Origin of the sequence: Luteimonas salinilitoris (assembly GCF_041300785.1) — a bacterium.
Classification (GTDB): Bacteria; Pseudomonadota; Gammaproteobacteria; order Xanthomonadales; family Xanthomonadaceae; genus Luteimonas; species Luteimonas salinilitoris.
In genome coordinates this window covers 129,821-149,125 of sequence record NZ_JBFWIB010000006.1, presented here as the reverse complement: position 1 = coordinate 149,125, position 19,305 = coordinate 129,821, and the positions used below count along the sequence as shown (strand labels likewise).

Genomic DNA, 19,305 nt, shown 5'->3' with positions numbered 1-19,305 from the left:
CAGGAGCTTCGGTCGCGCGGTCGGTGTCCTTGTCACGTGGAACTCCTGCGGTTGCATTCGCGTCGTCCGTTCAAAGGTGGCCGCCGAGCCCGCGGGTCAGCGAGATCGCCTGCGCCACACCCTGGTCGAGCGCGGCATTGGCCGGCAGCGATTGCCGCACCAGGTCCAGGTGCAGCTGGTTGCCGACCGCCTGGCCGTCGCTGCCCAGGCGGATGCTCTGGCCGAGACTGCCGGCGCGGATCCACTGCTCGGCGGCGCCATGGCCGTCGACCTGCAGCAGGATCCGGGCTTCACCGCCGTCGAAGCCGGCGCTCGCGCTCATTCCCGCGGCGGCGGCTTCGGCGTGGCGGCCGCCGGCGGCGGCGATCGCGGCCGGCGCCTCGCCGTCGCGCACCGTCAGCGAGGTGACATTGCCGGCGACATTGCCGTCGCCCGCGACCTGCACCGACTGCACCATGCCCGAGACATTGGCCAGCCCCGCCGAATCGACGCTGCGCTGCCCCTGCGCGACCGGCAGGGGCGCGTCCTCGGCGGTGATGGTGACGCTGGGCCGGTAGCTGACCGTGGGCGTGCCGCGGCTGAAATCGAAGCCGAAATCGAGCTGGCCCTGCAGGGTCTGCCCGGCCGCGGTCTGCCAGGTCGAGACCATCGACACGCCGAACCACAGCACCGCGTCGTTGCCGACCGTATAGCGGCCGCGCATCAGGCCCAGTTCGGTGTCGGGAATCTCGGTCAGTCCGCGCGCAGGTCGCGCGGTCTCGCCGTCTGCCTGCGCGAGCGCGGACGCCATCGGCAGCCCGGCGCACAGCGCGGCCGGCAACGCCAGCGACCATCGTCGAATGCTATTCATTTCGTCTCTCCTTCAGAACAGGTCCGCGTGCGTGAATCCGAAATCGAGCAGTTCGGCGTCGGTGATCGGCCCCTGGCGCGCGTACAGCGTCTTCGCGCTGGGCCGGGACACCGGCTGCAGCAGCACCGTGTTCCGGTCGAAGTCACTGGCGATCACGATGAAAACGGCGCGCGACGGCCACGACTGCATGAACTCGTCGAACGGCACGCTGCGGTTGCCCAGGATCGGGTCGCCGAGCTCGACCTGGTCGCCGTCGACCTGCTTGAGCACCACGAAATGGCGAAAGCCGCCGACGTCCATCAGCACCAGCGCCGGCACGCGCAGGCTGCGCAGCCGCGCTTCGTCGACCCGGTAGCCGCGTCCGCGCATGCCCAGCGATTCGACATAGCGCTTGATGTCCAGGAGCGAAAAGCCGCGCTCCTGCACCAATTCCGGGTCCGCCACGCCCATCATGCCGTCGATCACCGTGGCCTCGTCGGCATCCAGCCGATATCCGTAGCGCAGGATCGTCGCCAGCGCGGCGGCGCCGCAGCTGTAGTCGGTGTGCTGGCGCACCAGGTGCCGGAAGCGCGCCTCGCGCATGCTTTCCACGGACTTGGTGATCAGGCCGCCGTCGGGGAGCACGCCGCTGAAGCGCACGTCGCCGGCATGGACACCGGCACACGCCGCCGACCAAAGGCAGGCGGCCGCAAAAACCTTCCGCAACATCGCGATCTCCGTTCGGGTGGAAGGCCCCGCTCCGCGGGGGAACGCGGAACGGGGCTTCCTGGGCTCCCGGCCTCAGGGGAAAGGCCGGGAGGTCACACGTTGCGACGGCGCTTATTCGCCGCCACCACCGCCACCGCCGCCGGTCGACGGCTGCGCCACGGCCAGGGCCAGGCTGTTGGCCTGCAGGTTGCCCGTGCCCGAAGCGACGTTGACGCCGATGTTGCCGGAGGCGTTGCTGAAGGCGCTGCCCGACAGGCTGGCGGTATTGGTCGCATCGACCACGACCCACTGCGTGGTGCTGACCGTCCCGCTCAGGCTGGCGACCAGGTCGCTGTAGGACAGCTCGACGAAGCCCAGCTCGCCGGACTCGCGACCCTGGTAGCTGCCGCTCTCGTCGGTATCGAAGGCGAGCCCGCCCACGCCCTGGCGGTACGGATTCTGCACCGCGCCCTGGCTCTCGCTGTCGAAGTCGGCATGGCCGATGCTGGGGCCGGCCGGATGGTCTTCGCCTTCCCACATGTCGGCGTAGAAGTTGCTCTGCTGGTAGGCGTTGCCGCGGCCGCTGTAGCTGCCCTGGGTGCTGCCGGCATAGCGGCCGGCGCCCACGCCCAGCGACCAGCCCTGGACCGGACCGCTCAGGCTGACCTCGACGCTGTCGGTCATCTCCTCGACGTGGCCCGCGTTGCTGACGACGTTGCCGGTGGAGATCTGCTTGGAGCTTACGCTCGCCTGCGCATAGGCGCTGGTGGCGACCGACGCCGCGAGCGCGTTCTTCTGCTGGTTGTTGTTGCCGGAAGCCACGTTGGCGCCGATGTTGCCCGAGGCGTTGGCGAACGCGTTGCCGCCGATGCCGGCGGTGTTGGTCACGCCCATGTTGAGCGTCTGGTTGCCGGCGCCGTACTGGTCGACGAAGACCTCGGCGTCGGCCAGGCCGAAGGCGAAGCTGGCGTCCGCGGCCGAGAGCGCGGCGGCGTTGTCCTGCACGTTGTTGTCGCCGGCGGCGACGTTGAACGCCAGGTTGCCGGATGCGTCCGAACCGACGTCGTCGCCGATCGAGGCGTCGTTGGTCAGCATGTCGTTGATGCCGACGTTGTCGGTGACCATCTGCCGGTTGTCGACCACGGCGATCGCCGCCGAATCGATGGCGATGTCGCCGGAGAGCGTCGGGTCACCGCTGAAGGCGATGTCGGAGCTCAGCGACAGCTCCTTGTCGAGCTGCACGTTGACCCCGTGCTCGTTACGCTCCGAACGCACCTCCTCGTTGCGCTCGATGTCCTCGTATACCTGGTTAGTACTCAGTCTGTGCGACTCGCTCACGCGCAGGCTCAGGTCATAGCTCTCGCTCAGGCTCTGGTCGATGTCGATATCGTGGTTGTAGTTGGTGTCGACGGTGTTGGTGGTGTAATTGCGGGTGTCGTCGACGGTGATGTCGTGATCGATCACCACGGTCTCGTTGTACTCGACGTCCTGTGCCTGTGCCGCACCGGCCGTTGCCGCGGCGACCGCAATCGCGAGCGCCGTCCATTTCATATTCGCTTTCATGATGTCCTCTGCTTTCTCTCTGGAGTGAAGTGCCGGTTCACGGAACGGTCTGCACGGACAGGACCAGCTGGTTGTCCGTGGCGTTGCCCGACCCCGCGATCTGATTGAGCTGCAGCACGCCCTCGAAGCCGCGTAGTGCGGAAGCTTCAACGGCGACCTTGCGGTCCGCCGTTTCCGCGCCCCCCTGGCCGGTGGGTTGCTGCAGCCCTGCTGACGCGAACGCCGGCGACGACAACTGCTCGTCGCTGGCTTCGCGTATGCCCTGTTGCGCCAGCGTCACGGCGATCGCGTTGAGTTCCGCGTTGCCGCTGCCGCTGGCCTGATTGATGGAGACCAGCCCGCTCGCGTCGGCGAATGCCTGCCCGCCGATGACGGCGGTCGCCTGCGTGGGCATGTCGAAGCGGTCGGATGACCGCGCCTGGCGCGCGGCGACCGCCGCCTGCGCCGTGTCGCCGCTGGCGAAGGCGCGCAGGTTGGCCTGCTGGTTGAGATCGCCCGCCGACAGGTTGACCGCGATCGCGCCGCTGGCGCCGTTGAAGGCGCGCTCGTCGACACGGGTCTCGGCCAGCCAGCCGAGCATCGCGGCGTAGTCGTCGCTCTCCTGCGCCTGCGCGCCAGCGAGCGGCAGCAGTGCCAGCAGCAAGACGAAGCGGAGCGGCGCCATGGTCATCGTCCGCCGTTGCCGTTGCCCGGCAGGTTGCCCAGCGGAAACTGCGAGAGCGCACCGTCGATGTGCCGGCCGATGCCGCGGGTGCCGGTACCGACGGCGCCGAGCGGTGCGCTCAAGGCGCCGTTGATGCCGGCCCCGGAAATCAGCCCGCCCCGTTCCGGGCTGGCCGGTCCGAGGCTCCCGGCCACGGCGGTCGCGGCGATCTGCCCGACCGCGGCGCCGCCCGTGCCCGGTTGCAGCCGGTTGCCCGAATCGATCGCCGCGAAATCGGCGTCGCTCAGTTCGCCGGTCCCCAGCGACCGGTCGATCTCACGATTCGGCGCCGGGTCGGCGATCACCGCCATGCTCGGCGGTGCCGGGCGGACGGCGTGGCGTGCATTGACGTCGCGCAGCAGCACCATCTCGCCGTGCCTCGGCTCCACGCCGTTGCGCGCGCCGGCGGCCTCGGCCGCGCCTGGCGCCATGCACAGCAGGCAGAGCGCGGAAATGTGGATGGGTCGGTTCATGGCATGGCCCCTTGCGGAAACGCGAGGGGATGGATGCACGATCCGTGCCACAAACAAAAATCTTTAAAAACAGTGACTTACATTCGTTCCAGGCAGCACGACGATGCCTCGATGTAACAGGGCGCCGGCACCGCCGGGCCCGCCGCGGCGGCGCGGCGGCGGCATGACGCGCTTCTTGGCGATCGCGGAGCCCTGTATCACTTGCGTTACACCCGGGCCGCAACGGTTTACATGGCGACGCTGCGGCGGCGTGCAGAGCGAAGCGCCGTCGCCGGCATGTGTTCCGCTTCCACGGAGGCGGCGTTAGCCTAGGCAAACCGTTTCTCGGCCGACTTCCTCAAGGCTTCCGATGCCCGACCTGTTGCAGCGCGGCTGGGATGCGCTGACCTCGACCCCGGGGCTGACCGCGCTGCTCGTGCTCGGCTGGCTGCTGTACCTGGTCTGGCTGGGCGGCTGGATCGTGCTGCAGAAACGCGAACCGGTAGCGACCCTGAGCTGGCTGCTGGGCCTGGCGTTGCTGCCCTATCTCGGCTTCCTGGTCTACCACGTGTTCGGGCCGCAGAAGATCCGGCGCCAGCGACTGCGCCGCGAGAGCAACCGCGCCCGGTTGCCGCAGGAAACGGACGGGTTTTCCGGGCACTCCGACGCCGCCGAACTGGCGAGCCTGGCGCAAGGGGCCTCCGGCCTTGCGCCAGCCTCGGCCACCGAGGCCCGCCTGCTGATCGACGGCGGCGAGACCTACGATGCGCTGCTGGCCGACGTCGCCGCCGCGCGTACGCACCTCCATCTCGAGTACTACATCTACGACACCGACCATATCGGCATGGCACTGCGCGATGCGCTGGTCGAGCGCGCCCGGGCCGGCGTGCGGGTCCGGCTGCTGATCGACGCGGTGGGCAGCGGCCAGCCGCGACGGTTCTTTTCGCCGCTGATCGACGCCGGCGGCGAGGTGACGTGGTTCCATCCGACCCAGTTCGGCCGCATCTGGCAACGGCCATGGCTCAACCTGCGCAACCACCGCAAGATCGTGGTGATCGACGGCCGCATCGGCTACACCGGCGGCATCAACATCAGCGACCGCCAGGACGAGCGCCGGCGCGAGGACGCCTACCGCGACCTGCACCTGCGCCTGGAAGGCGAAGCGGTGCGCCGCCTGCAGAAGGTCTTCGTCGAGGACTGGCTGTACGCCAACGGCGACGAGACCTGCATCGGTGAGATCGCCGCGCAGACGCCAGCCTGCGACCCTGGCCCGATCGCCGCCCAGGTCCTGTCCTCGGGACCGGATTCGTCCTGGGAAGCGATCCACCGCCTGCATGTCGGCGCGATCCACGCCGCGCGCGTGCGGGTCTGGCTGGTGACGCCCTATTTCGTGCCCGGCGAGGCGGCGATGATGGCGCTGACGTCGGCGGCGCTGGCCGGGCTCGACGTGCGGCTGCTGCTGCCGCGGCGCTGCGATTCGCTGCTGGTGACGCTGGCGGCGCGGTCCTACTTCGACGCGCTGATGGAAGCCGGCGTCCAGGTGTACGAATATGGTCCGCGGCTGCTGCACAGCAAGGCGCTGGTGGTCGACGATTCGCTGGCGCTGGTGGGCAGCGCCAATTTCGACAATCGCAGCTTCCGGCTCAATTTCGAGGCGTCGGTGCTGTTCGACGACCGCGCGCTGACGGCGCAGCTGGCGCGCCACGTCGAATCGGAATTCGCGCGGGCGCGCCGGGTCCACGCCCGCGGCGACCGGCCGCTGCTGCGCGAACGCCTGCCCGAGGCGCTCGCCCGGCTGCTCTCACCGCTGCTCTGAGGGTCGCCCGCCCCGTCGCGACCGGCGGCCGCAGCCGCCCGCCGGACGGCTGCCAGCCCGCGCGGCAGGGGGTAGACTGGGGGAGTCTTCGTGGAAGGAGGGATTCCACATGCCTTGGTTGTTCCTGCTGCTGGCCATCGCCGCGTTCGCGATCGCGATGGCGACTTCCTCGCTGGCGCTGGCGGTGGTCTGCATCCTGGCCGCGCTGGTGCTGCTGGCGATCTGGGTCATGGGCCTGCTGGCACAACGCGTCGGCAGCCAGAGCCGCGACGACACGATGATGATCGACCCGCAGGAACTGCGCCGCCTGCGCGAGCAGGCCGAGGCGCGGCGCGCGAGCGAAGGCGTGGGCGCTCCAGGCGAAGCGCCGCCGCATTGAGCCCCGCGGACGTGCGCGCGGTCGCGCCATTGCCGAAAGCCGAGCGCGTGCCATGACCCGGCTCAGCGTCAATCTCAACAAGGTGGCGCTGCTGCGCAATGCGCGCGGCGGCGGCGAACCGGACGTACTCGAGGCCGCGCGCACCTGCCTGGACGCCGGCGCGCACGGCATCACCGTGCACCCGCGACCGGACGCGCGCCACGCCCGCAGCGACGACGTGCTGGCATTGGCGGCGTTGTGTCGGCAGCGCGGCGTCGAGTTCAATCTCGAGGGCAACCCGTTCGCGGCGCCGCGTCCGGGGTACCCCGGATTTCTCGCCCTGTGCGCCGAGGCGCGCCCGCGGCAGGCGACACTGGTGCCGGACGACGACGGCCAGCTGACCTCCGATCATGGTTTCGATTTCGCACGCGACGGCGATCGTCTGCGCCCGCCGGTCGCCGAACTGCGTGCGCTGGGGTGCCGGGTCAGCCTGTTCGCCGACGCCGGCGCGGCGGTCGAGCAGGCCGCGGCGATCGGCGCCGACCGCATCGAGCTCTATACCGGGCCGTTCGCAGAAGCGCATGCCCGCGGCGGCGGTACGGCCGCACGCGGCTGCGCCGAGACCGCAGGGCGCGCACGCGATGCCGGGCTAGGGGTCAACGCCGGGCACGACCTGAGCCAGGCGAATCTCGGCGCCTTCCTGGCCGCGGTTCCCGGCGTGCTCGAGGTGTCGATCGGCCACGCCCTGATCGGCGAAGCGCTGTATGCCGGGCTCGCGCCCACCGTCGAAGGCTACCTTCGACTGCTGGACGCCGCCCGCTAGACGCTCCGGCACCCCGGATCCGCACTGCACCCGGAACACTGACGCTCGAGAGCATGCTTGCCGCGGATCGACGCGGATCCGGCAGCCGGCCCGCGATGCTCGTTCGAATGCCCTCTCGCTCGCGAACGGACAGGGCAGCCCTGCGCCATGGTTTCGTAGGAGCGCGCCATGCGCGCGATGCCGCGCCAGGCAGTCTTCTCCGTTGCGGTGAGACAAGCCCCCGTCGCCACGGGCGGTGCCAATCAATAGCCAAGCCCATCACGATGGACCAACCTCTCATCTTCTTTGGCTTGAGGTGCGGGCGATTCACTGACACCGCCCGTGGCGACGGGGCTTGCTGCGTCGTAGCGGAAAGGACTGCCTGGCGCGGCATCGCGCGCATGGCGCGCTCCTACGGATCTCCGGCCGTACGTGCCTGGAACGGCCGGCCGATGCCTTGCGCGTCCGCGAAAATTGGCGAAGAACCAAAAAGAACGCCGCCCGGAGGGCGGCGTTGAAAGTCGGTAAGCGTCCGGCCGGCGCGCTGCAGGCGAGCCGGCCGGGATATAGCGTGTTTACTTCTTGACGAAGCCGATCTTGAGCATCTGCGCGTTCTTGGCCTGCGCCAGCACCTTGGCCAGGACGCCGTAGTCGGAATCCTCGCTGGCATCGATCTCCAGGGTCGGCTGGTTGGTCGGATCGCGCTGGACCTCGGCCTCCATCATGTTGCGCAGCGCCGACAAGGGTGCCGGGCTGTCGTTCCAGTACACCTGGCCCGCCGGATCGATGCGCAGCCGGATCGGCTCCGGTGGATCGAGCGGGTTCTCCGGCGGGGTGAGCGACTTTTGCGGCAGATCGATGTCGATCGGATACGACAGCTGCGGCGCCGTCACCATGAAGATGATCAGCAGCACCAACATCACGTCCGCGAGCGGAATGATGTTGATGTCGGCCATCGGGCCTTCGCCGGCATCGGAACTGAATGCCATCGTGGGTCTCCGTTAGTTTTGTTCGCGGGTGGCGACGAAGCCGACCTTGCGCATGCCCTGGGCCTGCGCAATGGTGACCACCTCGTTCACCACCCGGTACTTCGTGGTCGCGTCGCCGCGCACGTTGACCGGCGGCTGCGGCGTCTTCTGCGCCTCGACCGAGAGCGCGCTTTCGAGCAGCTGCCGGCTGACCGGCTGGTCGTTGAGGTAGATCTGGCCGCTCTCGGTTACCGCGATGGTGATCGGCGGAGCCGGCGGGGCTTCGTCCGGACGTTCGTCCAGATTGGCCTCCGGCAGATCGACCTTGATCTTGTGCGCCATCAGCGGTGCCGTGACCATGAAGATGATCAGCAGCACCAGCATCACGTCGACCAGCGGCACGACGTTGATCGTCGCCATCGGCTTGCCGCCGCCCTCATTGCTACTGAACGCCATATCCGGCCTCCTTCAGTCGCGCCCGAATCAGCGCTGGCCCGGCACTTCGCCGACGCGTGCACCGGTGGCGAAGAAGTCGTGCAGGTCATGCGCGAAGGTATCGAGCTTGTTGTTGGTGATTCGATTGGTGCGGGTGAAGAAGTTGTAACCCAGCACCGCCGGAATCGCCACGCCCAGACCGATCGCGGTCATGATCAGCGCCTCGCCGACCGGACCGGCGACCGCGCCGATGTCGGCCTGGCCGCTGGCGCCGATGCGGATCAGGGCGCGATAGATGCCCCACACGGTACCGAGCAGACCGACGAACGGGGCGGTCGAACCGACCGTCGCCAGCACGGTCAGGCCACTCTCGAGCCGCAGCGATTCGCGGGTCACGGCCTGGCGCAGGGCGCGGTCGACGAACTCGGAACGGTTCAGCGACTCGACCAGGCGCGAGCCCTCGTGGCGCTGATGGTGGGCCGCCGCCTGGGCGGCGTCGAGCGCGACCTTGGAGAACGGCTCGCTCCGGGGCTGCTCTTCCATGTAGCGGATCGCATCCTGCGCGTTCGGGGTTTCCCAGAACGTGCTGATCACGCGATCGGAGCTGGTACGCAGGCGCGCGTTCTTGATGAAGTTGAAGATGATCCAGTAGATCGACATGGCCGACATGACCAAGAGAGTGCACAGCACTACCCAGCCGACGATGTCGAGGTGCTGGATCATGTCGGCGAAGCCCATCTGCTGCAGCGCTGCGGCGCTGTCGGCGGCTCCGGTGACAGGGGCGTTGGTGGTTTCCTGCAGCATGACGCTTACCTTTGAGTGTTGAAGTTTGGAGTTATGGGGTGAATCGGTGGAGCGGAACGGGTGTTACGGACGCAACATCTATCTGGTAACCGGACCCGGCACGATCATCCGCCGAGGTTGAAGTCGACCGGCACGCGCACGCGCCCGGCCGAGGGCCTGCCGTCGACGGTGGCGGGATTGAAGCGCCACTTGCGCGCGGCCTGCATGGCGGCGCGGTCGAGATCGCGGTTGCGGCTGGATTTTTCCACCGAGACGTTGGTGACGTTGCCCTGTGCGTCGACGTCGACGATCAGCACCACCGTGCCTTGGACGCCCGCGCGCAGCGCCGACGGCGGGTACTTCGGCGGGTTCATGTTCTTCGACGAGATATCGACGCTGGCGCCGATGTCGGCCTGCGGCGCGGGCGGCGCGGGCGGCGCCGGCGGCGGGGCCGGGGTATCGATCGGAGACGGCTCGTCGAACACCACCGGCGGCTCTTCCGGCGGCGGTGGCGTCGGCGAAGGCTGCGGCGGCACGAGCTCCTTGACCTCCTGCTTCGGCGGTTCCGGCGGCGGCGGCGGCGGCGGCGGCGGGGGAGGCGGCGGCTCGATGATCACCACCTGGGTGACCTCTTCCTTCGCGGCCCCTGCATCGGGCGGGTTCACCGGGGCCAGCAGCAGCAGCACGGCGGCCGCATGGAACCCGATCACCATGGTGAAACCGGCGATGCGCGCCCAGTTGAGGCCTTCGTCTTCTTCGCTCTTGTCGATCGTCGGCAAGCGTTGCGTCATGCGGGGGAACTCAAGTCTGTCCGGACGCCGGAGCGCCCCGGTCTAGTTGTTTGGATACCCGCTGCCGCGATTTCGACGACGGGAATTTCCAAGTCTATACCAACTTTGGCACCGGTTACCAATCGACCGGAACCGGTTTCGGCAAGTCGGCGCCGGCTCATCGTGCCAGCAACTGTCGCGCTTCCTCGGGCCGCTTCAAGCCCTTGTCGAGCGCCTGCTGGGCAGCCTGCTTGGCTTCCGCGTCACGGCCTTCCCCGGCGAGGATCTTGGCGAGATTCAGGTACGACTCGCCGTTGTCGCTGAGCGGTGCCGCCTTCTGGTAGGCCTCGATCGCCGGCTCGATCTGGTCGGAGAAGTAATAAGCCTGCGCCAGCGCCACGTAGGTCTGATGGTCTTCCTTCAGCACGCCCTTCTGCAGGCCTTCCTTGATCACCTCGATCGCCTTCTGCTCGCCGCCTTCGCTGTTGATGTGCAGCGCGACCAGGTTGCGGTACTCGCGGTCCTCGGTCAGCTGACCCTCGGCGCGCAGCTTTTCCATCACCTCGATCGCCTTGTCGTCGCGTTCGGCCTGCATGTACATGCTCGCCAGATTGAGCTGCGAGCGCTTGTCGCCCGGCGACTGGCTCGCGACCTGCTCGGCGAGCGCGGTCGCCTCGGCGGTCTGTCCGGTCTCGGCGTAGGCGGCCATCAGCGCCTGGGTCCAGGCGGCGTTCGGCGTCTCCGAAGCCTCGATCGCCTGCTTGAGCGCCGGCACCGCCTCCCCATAGCGCTCGGCCTGGTACAGCAGCTGTCCTTTCAGCGCCAGGTCCTCGGGCTTGTCGCTCTGCGTTTCGGTGAGATAGCGGTCCAGCGTCGCCAGGCTCTCGTCGGTCTGCTCGTCCTGCGCCTGCAGTTGCGCGAGCATCATCATCGACTGGTAATGGCCGTTGTTGTCGAGCGCATCGAGTTCGATGGTCCGCTGTAGGTACGCCTTGGCCGCCCCGGTGTCGTCCTCGCTATAGGCGGCGTTGGCCGCCAACTGGGCGGCATAGGCCTTGTCGTAGTCGTTGGCGCGTTCCTCGGCGAGGATCTCGTCCGCGAGCTCGCGCACCTGCGCGTATTCTTCTTTCTCGAAGGCGGTGCCGAGCTTGTTCAATTTCGATCCCATCCGCGACGAGGCGCTCTCGCCGGGGGCTTCGCGCGTGGCCTGCGGATAGAGTTCCTCGGCCTTCGGCGCGCGATCGCGGCGCGACTGGCATTGCTCGACCGGAACGTTCGCCGGCGATTGCGCGGCGGCGGCATCGACGCCGAGCGTGGCGGCGACCGCCAGCGCGAGCAGGGCGGGCGCGTGGATCATCGATTTCATTGCATCACCTTCTCTTGTTGCCTGGGAACGCCGGTCGGATCGGCCGGTTGGAAAATCGTCGGGCGTCCTTCCCCGAAAGCGCGATGATGCCGATGCCGCGCTCGCGGCTCAACCGCATTTGGGAACGCGTCCGCTGGCGCGCGCCTGTTCGTACGTGGGCACCAGGCGCGCCGCGCGCGACTGGAGCTCGCCGATGCGGCTTTGCGGATCCGGGTGGGTCGACAGCCATTGCGGCGGGCGGCTGCCGCCCGCGGCGATCATGTTCTGCCAGAGATTCACGGCCGCGCGCGGATCGAAGCCGGCGCTCGCCATCAACTGCTGCCCGACCACGTCGGCCTCGCTCTCCTGCGCGCGCGAGCCGGGCAGCAGGAAGCCCGCCTGCGCGGCGATGCCACCGCCCTGCACCGCGGCATTGCCGACGCCCTCGCCGTAGCGCGAGCCGAGCAGCGAGCCGACCACCTGCAGCGCGCCGGAGGCGCCGGCCTGGCGGGTGATGCGTTCGTCGTGGTGGCGGGAGGTCACGTGGCCGATCTCGTGCGCGATCACCGCCGCCAGCTGGTCCTGGTCGCGGGCCACGCCGAAGATGCCCGTGTACACCCCGACCTTGCCGCCCGGCAGCGCGAACGCGTTGGGGTTGTCGTCGACGAACACCGCCGATTCCCAGCCGATCCGCTGCGCATCGGGCGGCAGCTGGCGCACGATCGCATTGACCACGCAGCTCACGTAGGCGGTCTGGCGGCTGTCGTTGCTGACCTTCTGCTTCGCCTTCATTTCGGCGAACGCCTGCGCGCCGAGCTGGTTGAGCTGCGCTTGGGGAACCGCACCGACGTACTGGGTGCGCCCGGTCGGCGAGGTGGTGGTGGCGCATGCCGACAACACGAGGGCGGCACCGAGCGCGAACAGGAACGGTTTCATGGCGAAGGTCCCGGGGATCGGCTGCCGTTGTAGAACGGCGGTGATTAAAATTTCGTCAAACGAACAACACCGTCGGCATCGACCTGGTCGCTGGCGCGAAGATCCTACGCGGCCCGCGTGTCGTCCGCGTGACCACGGCGTTCAGATATCCAGGTTGGCGACCCGCCCCGCCGCATCTCCGATGCGGTACCGATGGAGAAGCCGCGCGGCTTGCGACGGGGAGCCACGACGGCCTCAGACATCCAGATTCGCCACCTTCAGCGCGTTGTCCTCGATGAACCCTCGGCGCGGCTCCACCACGTCGCCCATCAGCGTGCTGAAGATCTGGTCGGCGGCCACCGCGTCCTCGATCCGCACCTGCAACAGGCGACGGGTTTCCGGATTGACCGTGGTTTCCCACAGCTGGTCCGGATTCATCTCGCCCAGCCCCTTGAAGCGCTGGATCTGGCGGCCCTTCTTGGCTTCCTCGAGCAGCCATGCCTGGGCCTCGGCGAAACTGGCGACCGGCTGGCTGCGATTGCCGCGGACGATGCGGCCGCCACCGCGCACCAGGCCATGCAGCAGTGCCGCGCACTCGCGCAGCGCCCGCAGCTCGCCGCCCTCGAACGCGGCCAGCGGCAACACCTGCTGCTGCTCCACGCCCATGTGGCGGCGGACGATCAGCAGCGTGGCCGGCACGCCCTCGCCGCCGCGCTGCAGCTGCAGCGCGTAGCGCGGGCGGCCCAGGCCGCTGCGGTTGAGCCGCGCCTGCAGGCCGTCGAGCACCTGCCGCGCCTGCGCATCGTCGCCGAGATGGGCGGCGTCGAGCGGCGCTGCGTCGATCAGCGCCGCCAGCACGGCCGGATCGTAGCGATGGGCATTGCGGGCGATCGCCTCGCGCGCGCCGGCATAGGCCAGCAGCAGCTTCTCGAGTTGGACGCCCTCGACCGGCGGCTCGCCCTCGGCCGGGATCAGCGAGGCGCCCTCGACCGCGTTGCCGGCCAGGTAGACGTCAAGCGCGGCATCGTCCTTGAGGTACAGCTCGCTCTTGCCCTGCTTGATCTTGTACAGCGGCGGCAGCCCGATATAGATGTGGCCGCGCTCGATCAGTTCCGGCATCTGCCGATAGAAGAACGTCAGCAGCAGCGTGCGGATGTGGCTGCCGTCGACGTCGGCGTCGGTCATCAGGATGATGCGGTGGTAGCGCAGCTTGTCCGGGTTGTATTCGTCCTTGCCGATGCCGGTGCCGAGCGCGGTGATCAGGGTGCCGACCTCGGCCGAACCCAGCATGCGGTCGAAGCGCGCGCGCTCGACGTTGAGGATCTTGCCCTTGAGCGGCAGGATCGCCTGGGTCTTGCGGTTGCGGCCCTGCTTGGCCGAGCCGCCGGCCGAGTCGCCCTCGACGATGAACAGTTCCGAGAGCGCCGGATCCTTCTCCTGGCAGTCGGCCAGCTTGCCCGGCAGGCCCGCGATATCGAGTGCGCCTTTGCGGCGGGTCAGGTCGCGGGCCTTGCGCGCGGCTTCGCGGGCACGGGCGGCATCGACGATCTTGCCGGCGATGGCGCGCGCCTCGGCCGGGTTTTCCTGCAGGAACTCCTCCAAACGTGACGCGAACGTGCTTTCAACGACCGGTCTCACGTCGGACGAGACAAGTTTCTCCTTGGTTTGCGAGGAAAAGCTCGGATCCGGCACCTTCACCGACAACACCGCGATCATGCCCTCGCGCATGTCGTCGCCGGACAGGCTGATCTTGGCCTGGCGGGCGATCCCGTTCTGCTCGATGTAGTTGCTCAAGGTGCGCGTGAGCGCCGCGCGGAAGCCGATCAGGTGGGTGCCGCCGTCCTTCTGCGGGATGTTGTTGGTGAAGCAGAACATCGTTTCCTGGTAGCTGTCGGTCCACTGCAGGGCGACGTCGACGGTGATGCCGTTCTGTTCGCCGCTCACCGAGATCACGTTGGGGTGCAGCGGGGTCTTCAGCTGCGCCAGGTGTTCGACGAAGGAGCGGATGCCGCCTTCGTACTCGAATACGTCGCGGCGCGCTTCGCCGCGCTCGTCGCCGCGTTCGTCGACCAGGGTGATGCGTACGCCCGAATTGAGGAACGACAGTTCGCGCAGGCGCCGGGCCAGGATGTCGTAATGGAACTCGGTGTCGGTGAAGATCGCGGTGGCCGGCTTGAACCGCAGCAGGGTGCCGCGCTTTTCCGACGGCTCCCGCGCCTCGAGCGGATACAGCGGCTCGCCCAGCGCGTATTCCTGCCGGTAGTGCCGGCCATCGCGCCAGATGTCGAGCCACAGGTGCTCGGACAGCGCGTTGACCACCGACACGCCGACGCCGTGCAGGCCGCCGGAGACCTTGTAGCTGTTGTCGTCGAACTTGCCGCCGGCATGCAGCACGGTGAGGATCACCTCGGCCGCGGACACGCCCTCCTCCTTGTGGACGTCGACCGGGATGCCGCGGCCGTTGTCCGATACCGCCACCGAGCCGTCCGGATGGATGGTCACGACGATGTCGTCGGCATGGCCGGCCAGCGCCTCGTCGACGGCGTTGTCGACCACCTCGAACACCATGTGGTGCAGCCCGGTGCCGTCGTGCACGTCGCCGATGTACATGCCGGGACGCTTGCGCACCGCCTCGAGGCCGCGCAGCACGGTGATCTTGCTGGAATCGTATTCGGTGCCGCCCGGCGCGGGCGGCGAAGGGATCTGGTCGGTCATTCGCGTCTTCTGGGCTGGACGGGTCCCGTTCGTCACCGTCGCGCCGGCCACGACCGGCACACACATTAACTATAGGGACTCAACGCGCGATTATAGCATCGCGGCCGCCGCCGGATCGCGCCAACGCGGCGCGACGACGGGGCGCTCAGGCGGGAGTCACCCCGCCCTGTTCCACGTGGAACCGACGCACGTCCGGCATCTCGGCGCCCACCTCCGCCGGCCAGTCGGTGCCGGTGGCGAAGACCTGGGCATCGCCTTCCCGCAGCAGCGCCAGCACCCGTTGCCGGTGGCCGGCGTCGAGCTCCGAGGCCAGATCATCCAAGAGCATCACCGGCCATTCGCCCCGGCAGGCGGCGTAATCGCCGGCCTGCGCCAGCAGGCAGGCCAGTGCCGCAAGCTTGCTCTGACCACGCGACAGCGGCTCACGGTTCGGCGCACTGGAGAACTCGACGCGCCAGTCGGCCCGGTGCGGACCGACACCGGTGTGGCCGAGCATCCGGTCGCGCTCGCGCGCCACCAGCAACGCATCTTCGAGGCCAAGCTCTCCGCGGCGCCAGCCAGGCTGAAACACCAGTGTCGCCGCGCCCAGCATCGGCGCGATCCGGGCCACGGTGGCCGCCAGCACCGGTTGCAACCGCTCCAGGTAATCCTCGCGGAATCGGGTCAGCGGTTCGCCGGCCAGCGCCAGTTCACGGTCCCAGACTTCGAGCTGGTCCGCCGGCGCGCCGGACTTCAGCAATGCATTGCGCTGCTTCAAGGCCCGCGCGTAGCGGCGCCACAGCGGAAGGAACTCCTGTTCCACGTGGAACAGGCCCCAATCGACGAAGCGCCGGCGCGGTTCGCCGCCACCGGATATCAGGGCATGGCTGCCGGGCTCGAAGCTGACCACCGCCAGTGCAGCGCACAGGTCGCCCAGCTGCGCCACGGCCTGGCCGTCGAGCCGGCCCTCCCAGTCCTGTCCGCTGTGACGCAGGCCGGCGCGGCGCGCCCGTCCAGGCTGCCGCTCCGACCATTCCACGTAGACCTCCAGGGCCTCGGCGCCGGTGCGCACCAGTCCGTCGCGCACGCGGCCGCGGAAGCTACGCCCGTAGGCCAGCAGATGCACCGCTTCCAGCACGCTGGTCTTGCCCGCGCCATTGTCTCCGACCAGCAGGTTGAGCGAAGGCCCCGGCGCCAGCTCCACCTCGGCCAGCCGGCGCAGATCGCGGATCTGCAGCCGGGTTACATGCATGTTGTCGGCTCCCGGGCCGGTAGACAGGAAGCAAAACGCCCGGACCATGCCGGGCGTTCTGGTTTCACGTGGAACCTGAGCGCAGTCACAGCCGCAGCGGCATCACCACGTGGCGGCATCTTTCGTTGCCGGCCTCGCGGACCAGCGCCGACGAGTTCGCATCGCGCAGCTGCAGGACGACGTGCTCCTCGCGCAATGCGGACAGGGCATCGAGCAAGTAGTTGACGTTGAAGCCGACCGCCAGGTCGTCGACATTCGTCTCAGCCTCGACTTCCTCCTGCGCCTCTTCCTGCTCGGGGTTGTGCGCGCTGATCTTCAGCTGTCCGGGCGAGACTTCGATGCGCACGCCGCGGTACTTCTCGTTGGACAGGATCGCCGCGCGCTGAAGCGACGCCCGCAAGGCCTCACGTTCGATCCGCACCTCGCGATCGGCGCCGATCGGGATCACCGCCTCATAATCGGGGAAACGGCCGTCGATCAGCTTGGTGGTGAAAGTGACGTCGTCGCGCCGCACCCGCAGATGGTTGCGGTCCATCTCCAGTTCGAGCTCGCGGTCGACCCCTTCGAGCAGACGCTGCAGCTCCTGGATGCCCTTGCGCGGCACGATGATCTGCCGCTTGTTGCTTACGGTGGCCTCCAACTGCGCCTCGCACAGCGCCAGGCGGTGGCCGTCGGTGGCCACGCAGCGCAGGTGTCGGTCCCCGAGGTCGAACAGCAGGCCGTTGAGGTAATAGCGCACGTCCTGCTGCGCCATCGCGAACGCCGTGCGCTCGATCAGTTCCTTCAGCACCGCCTCGGGGACCTGTACGCGCTCGGTGGTCTCGACGTCGTCGATCGCCGGGAAGTCGTTGGCCGGCAGGCTCGCCAGGGTGAAGCGGCTACGCCCCGCCTGCACCGTGACCTTGTCGCCGGTCTGCGAGACGGTGACCTTGCTGCCGTCGGGCAGGGCGCGGACGATCTCGAACAGCTTGCGCGCCGGGATCGTGGTCTCACCGTCCTGGGCGTCGTCGACCGGGGTCCTGGCGACCATCTCCACCTCCAGGTCGGTCCCGGTCAGCGACAGACGGCCGTCGGCCACCTGGACCAGCAGATTGGCGAGCACCGGCAGGGTCTGCCGCCGCTCGACGACGTTGACCACCTGCGCCAACGGTTTCAGAAAGACTTCGCGTTGCAGACTGAAGCGCATGCCGGTCGTGTCCCCGTGCCCAAGATTGAAGAGATTGGATAAAACAAGAAACTGGTGGTGATGGAGCCCGGAATTTCGGGCGATAACTCACTTAACTATCTGAAATAAAACACTATTATTCGATCACAACCGGGTGGATAACGGCTCCCCCGGAAGGCCGACAACCTGTGGATAGAATCAGCGGCGCCATTCGATCCTCAGGTTGTCCACAACTTGTCCGGTTCCTGTCCACCGGGCTTGTACGCGGCACCTTCGCCGTCATTCGCTGAGTTTGCGGATCAGCTTGTCCCAGTCCTCGCGCAGCTTGCCGTCGGTTTCCATCAGGTGCTTGATCTGCCGGCAGGCGTGCAGCACGGTGGTGTGGTCGCGCCCCGCGAACGCGTCGCCGATCTCGGGCAGGCTGTGCTCGGTCAGCTCCTTCGTCAGCGCCATCGCCACCTGTCGGGGCCGGGCCAGCGAGCGGGTGCGTCGCTTGGACAGCAAGTCCTTGATCTGCAGACCGTAGTAGTCTGCCACGGTCTTCTGGATATTGGCGATGCCGACGCTGTGCATCTGCGCGCGCAGCAGGTCGCGCAGGGTCTCCTGGGCGAATTCCTGGGTGATGCTGCGGCCGGTGAAGTTGGCGCGCGCGACCAGGGTGTTGAGCGCGCCTTCCAGGTCGCGCACGTTGGAGCGCATCTTCTTGGCGATCAGGAAGGCGACGTCCTCGGGGATCAGCGCGCCGCGCTCGCGCGCCTTCGACAGCACGATCTGCGCGCGGGTCTCGAAGTCGGGCGGGTCGATCGCCACCGACAGGCCCCAGGCCAGGCGCGACTTGAGGCGCGGCTCGAGGCCGTCGACCTCGCGAGGGAAGCGGTCGCAGGTCATGATGATCTGCTGGCGCCCGTCGAACAGCGCGTTGAAGGTGTGGAAGAACTCCTCCTGGGTGCGCTCCTTGCCGGCGAAGAACTGGATGTCGTCGATCAGCAGCGCATCGACCTGCTGGAACTGGCGCTTGAAGCCGTCCATCGCCCGGTCCTGCAGTGCCCGCATCATCGCGCTGAAGAACTGCTCCGAGCGCAGGTACAGCACCCGCACCGACGGGTTCTGGCGCCGCATCTGGTTGCCGGCGGCGAACATCAAGTGGGTCTTGCCCAGGCCGGTGCTGCCGTACAGCAGCAGCGGATTGTGGGCGCGGTCCCCTGGCTTCTGCGCCGCCTGCCAGGCAGCGGCGCGGCCGAGCTGGTTGCTGCGGCCCTCGACGAAATTTTCGAAGGTGTAGTGGCTGTCGAGATTGCCGTGGAACGCCTCGGCCGCCGGCGCATGCGCGATCACCGGCAGGGTGTCCATGTTCGTCCGCGGCAGCGAGCCGATCTCGAGCGCAACCTCGGCGCTGCCGGAGAAATGCCCCAGCAGTTCGCGGATCCGGGTCAGGTAGCGCGAGCGCACCTCGTCGCGGACGAAGGCATTGGGTGCGTACAGCACCGTGGTGTCGTCGCGACGTGTGGCCTGCAGCGGCTTGAGCCAGGTATGGACGTCTTCGGCCGGAAACTCGGCTTCGAGGCGTTCGAGACAGCGGGGCCAGGCATCCATCGGGCGTTGCGTCTAGGGTCGGCAAAGGCGCCGGACAACGGCAACCGTCGCGGCGCGGGCGGGGAGAGGGTGAAGCCGCAGACTACCATTGCACCCCGTGGGGCGCATCATCGCCGCCGCCGCGGGCGGCGAACCGTCGCTGGCCCAAGCCGCC

General features: G+C 68.3%; 18 protein-coding genes. 3 read left to right on the top strand and 15 right to left on the bottom strand.

What is annotated here, in order from left to right; all coding sequences use genetic code 11:
* Positions 1 to 70 precede the first annotated feature (70 nt).
* From AB5T46_RS11630 to AB5T46_RS11610, 5 genes are all read right to left on the bottom strand, one after another.
* Positions 71 to 790, bottom strand: a complete 720-nt coding sequence (locus AB5T46_RS11630; RefSeq protein WP_370564167.1) for a hypothetical protein — start codon at positions 788 to 790, stop codon at positions 71 to 73.
* 72 nt (positions 791 to 862) lie between these two features.
* Positions 863 to 1,558, bottom strand: a complete 696-nt coding sequence (locus tag AB5T46_RS11625) for a C39 family peptidase (RefSeq protein ID WP_370564120.1) — start codon at positions 1,556 to 1,558, stop codon at positions 863 to 865.
* A 111-nt stretch (positions 1,559 to 1,669) separates the two neighbouring features.
* Complete coding sequence (locus tag AB5T46_RS11620; RefSeq protein ID WP_370564119.1) at positions 1,670 to 3,100, bottom strand: adhesin; 1,431 nt, start codon at positions 3,098 to 3,100, stop codon at positions 1,670 to 1,672.
* 37 nt (positions 3,101 to 3,137) lie between these two features.
* Positions 3,138 to 3,764, bottom strand: coding sequence for a hypothetical protein (locus AB5T46_RS11615; RefSeq protein ID WP_370564118.1), 627 nt, complete (start codon positions 3,762 to 3,764; stop codon positions 3,138 to 3,140).
* 2 nt (positions 3,765 to 3,766) lie between these two features.
* The gene (locus tag AB5T46_RS11610; protein ID WP_370564117.1) at positions 3,767 to 4,276 is read right to left on the bottom strand and encodes a hypothetical protein; all 510 of its coding nucleotides are present in this window, start codon (positions 4,274 to 4,276) and stop codon (positions 3,767 to 3,769) included.
* A gap of 349 nt (positions 4,277 to 4,625) precedes the next feature.
* Here AB5T46_RS11610 and cls point away from each other — a divergent pair, with 349 nt between their 5' ends.
* The 3 genes from cls to AB5T46_RS11595 all read left to right on the top strand — a co-directional run bounded on the left by cls (position 4,626) and on the right by AB5T46_RS11595 (position 7,252).
* Positions 4,626 to 6,071, top strand: coding sequence for a cardiolipin synthase (gene cls, locus AB5T46_RS11605; RefSeq protein WP_370564116.1), 1,446 nt, complete (start codon positions 4,626 to 4,628; stop codon positions 6,069 to 6,071).
* Positions 6,072 to 6,180: 109 nt separating this feature from the next.
* Positions 6,181 to 6,450, top strand: a complete 270-nt coding sequence (locus AB5T46_RS11600; RefSeq protein WP_370564115.1) for a hypothetical protein — start codon at positions 6,181 to 6,183, stop codon at positions 6,448 to 6,450.
* A gap of 52 nt (positions 6,451 to 6,502) precedes the next feature.
* Entirely contained in the window at positions 6,503 to 7,252 is a 750-nt protein-coding gene (locus tag AB5T46_RS11595; RefSeq protein ID WP_370564113.1) for a pyridoxine 5'-phosphate synthase, read from the top strand.
* A 554-nt stretch (positions 7,253 to 7,806) separates the two neighbouring features.
* Here AB5T46_RS11595 and AB5T46_RS11590 read toward each other — a convergent pair.
* The 10 genes from AB5T46_RS11590 to dnaA form a co-directional block, all read right to left on the bottom strand.
* A complete protein-coding gene (locus AB5T46_RS11590; protein ID WP_370564112.1) occupies positions 7,807 to 8,220 on the bottom strand; it encodes an ExbD/TolR family protein in 414 nt (137 codons plus the stop codon).
* A gap of 12 nt (positions 8,221 to 8,232) precedes the next feature.
* Positions 8,233 to 8,655: an ExbD/TolR family protein gene (locus AB5T46_RS11585; RefSeq protein WP_370564111.1), complete on the bottom strand. Its 423-nt coding sequence runs from the start codon at positions 8,653 to 8,655 to the stop codon at positions 8,233 to 8,235.
* A gap of 27 nt (positions 8,656 to 8,682) precedes the next feature.
* Complete coding sequence (locus AB5T46_RS11580) at positions 8,683 to 9,438, bottom strand: MotA/TolQ/ExbB proton channel family protein (RefSeq protein WP_370564110.1); 756 nt, start codon at positions 9,436 to 9,438, stop codon at positions 8,683 to 8,685.
* A gap of 104 nt (positions 9,439 to 9,542) precedes the next feature.
* Complete coding sequence (locus AB5T46_RS11575; protein WP_370564109.1) at positions 9,543 to 10,208, bottom strand: energy transducer TonB; 666 nt, start codon at positions 10,206 to 10,208, stop codon at positions 9,543 to 9,545.
* Positions 10,209 to 10,365: 157 nt separating this feature from the next.
* Positions 10,366 to 11,553 (bottom strand): tetratricopeptide repeat protein, encoded by a 1,188-nt coding sequence (locus tag AB5T46_RS11570; protein ID WP_370564108.1) that lies wholly within the window; start codon positions 11,551 to 11,553, stop codon positions 10,366 to 10,368.
* Between the two features lie 108 nt (positions 11,554 to 11,661).
* Positions 11,662 to 12,468: a M48 family metallopeptidase gene (locus tag AB5T46_RS11565; protein ID WP_370564107.1), complete on the bottom strand. Its 807-nt coding sequence runs from the start codon at positions 12,466 to 12,468 to the stop codon at positions 11,662 to 11,664.
* Positions 12,469 to 12,702: 234 nt separating this feature from the next.
* Positions 12,703 to 15,162 carry a DNA topoisomerase (ATP-hydrolyzing) subunit B gene (gene gyrB, locus AB5T46_RS11560; RefSeq protein ID WP_370564106.1) on the bottom strand — a complete coding sequence of 820 codons (2,460 nt, stop codon included), beginning with the start codon at positions 15,160 to 15,162 and terminating at the stop codon, positions 12,703 to 12,705.
* A gap of 145 nt (positions 15,163 to 15,307) precedes the next feature.
* A complete protein-coding gene (recF, locus tag AB5T46_RS11555) occupies positions 15,308 to 16,393 on the bottom strand; it encodes a DNA replication/repair protein RecF (protein WP_370564105.1) in 1,086 nt (361 codons plus the stop codon).
* 85 nt (positions 16,394 to 16,478) lie between these two features.
* Positions 16,479 to 17,579: a DNA polymerase III subunit beta gene (dnaN, locus tag AB5T46_RS11550; RefSeq protein ID WP_370564103.1), complete on the bottom strand. Its 1,101-nt coding sequence runs from the start codon at positions 17,577 to 17,579 to the stop codon at positions 16,479 to 16,481.
* 258 nt (positions 17,580 to 17,837) lie between these two features.
* Positions 17,838 to 19,151, bottom strand: coding sequence for a chromosomal replication initiator protein DnaA (gene dnaA / locus AB5T46_RS11545; protein ID WP_370564102.1), 1,314 nt, complete (start codon positions 19,149 to 19,151; stop codon positions 17,838 to 17,840).
* Positions 19,152 to 19,305: the final 154 nt, after the last annotated feature.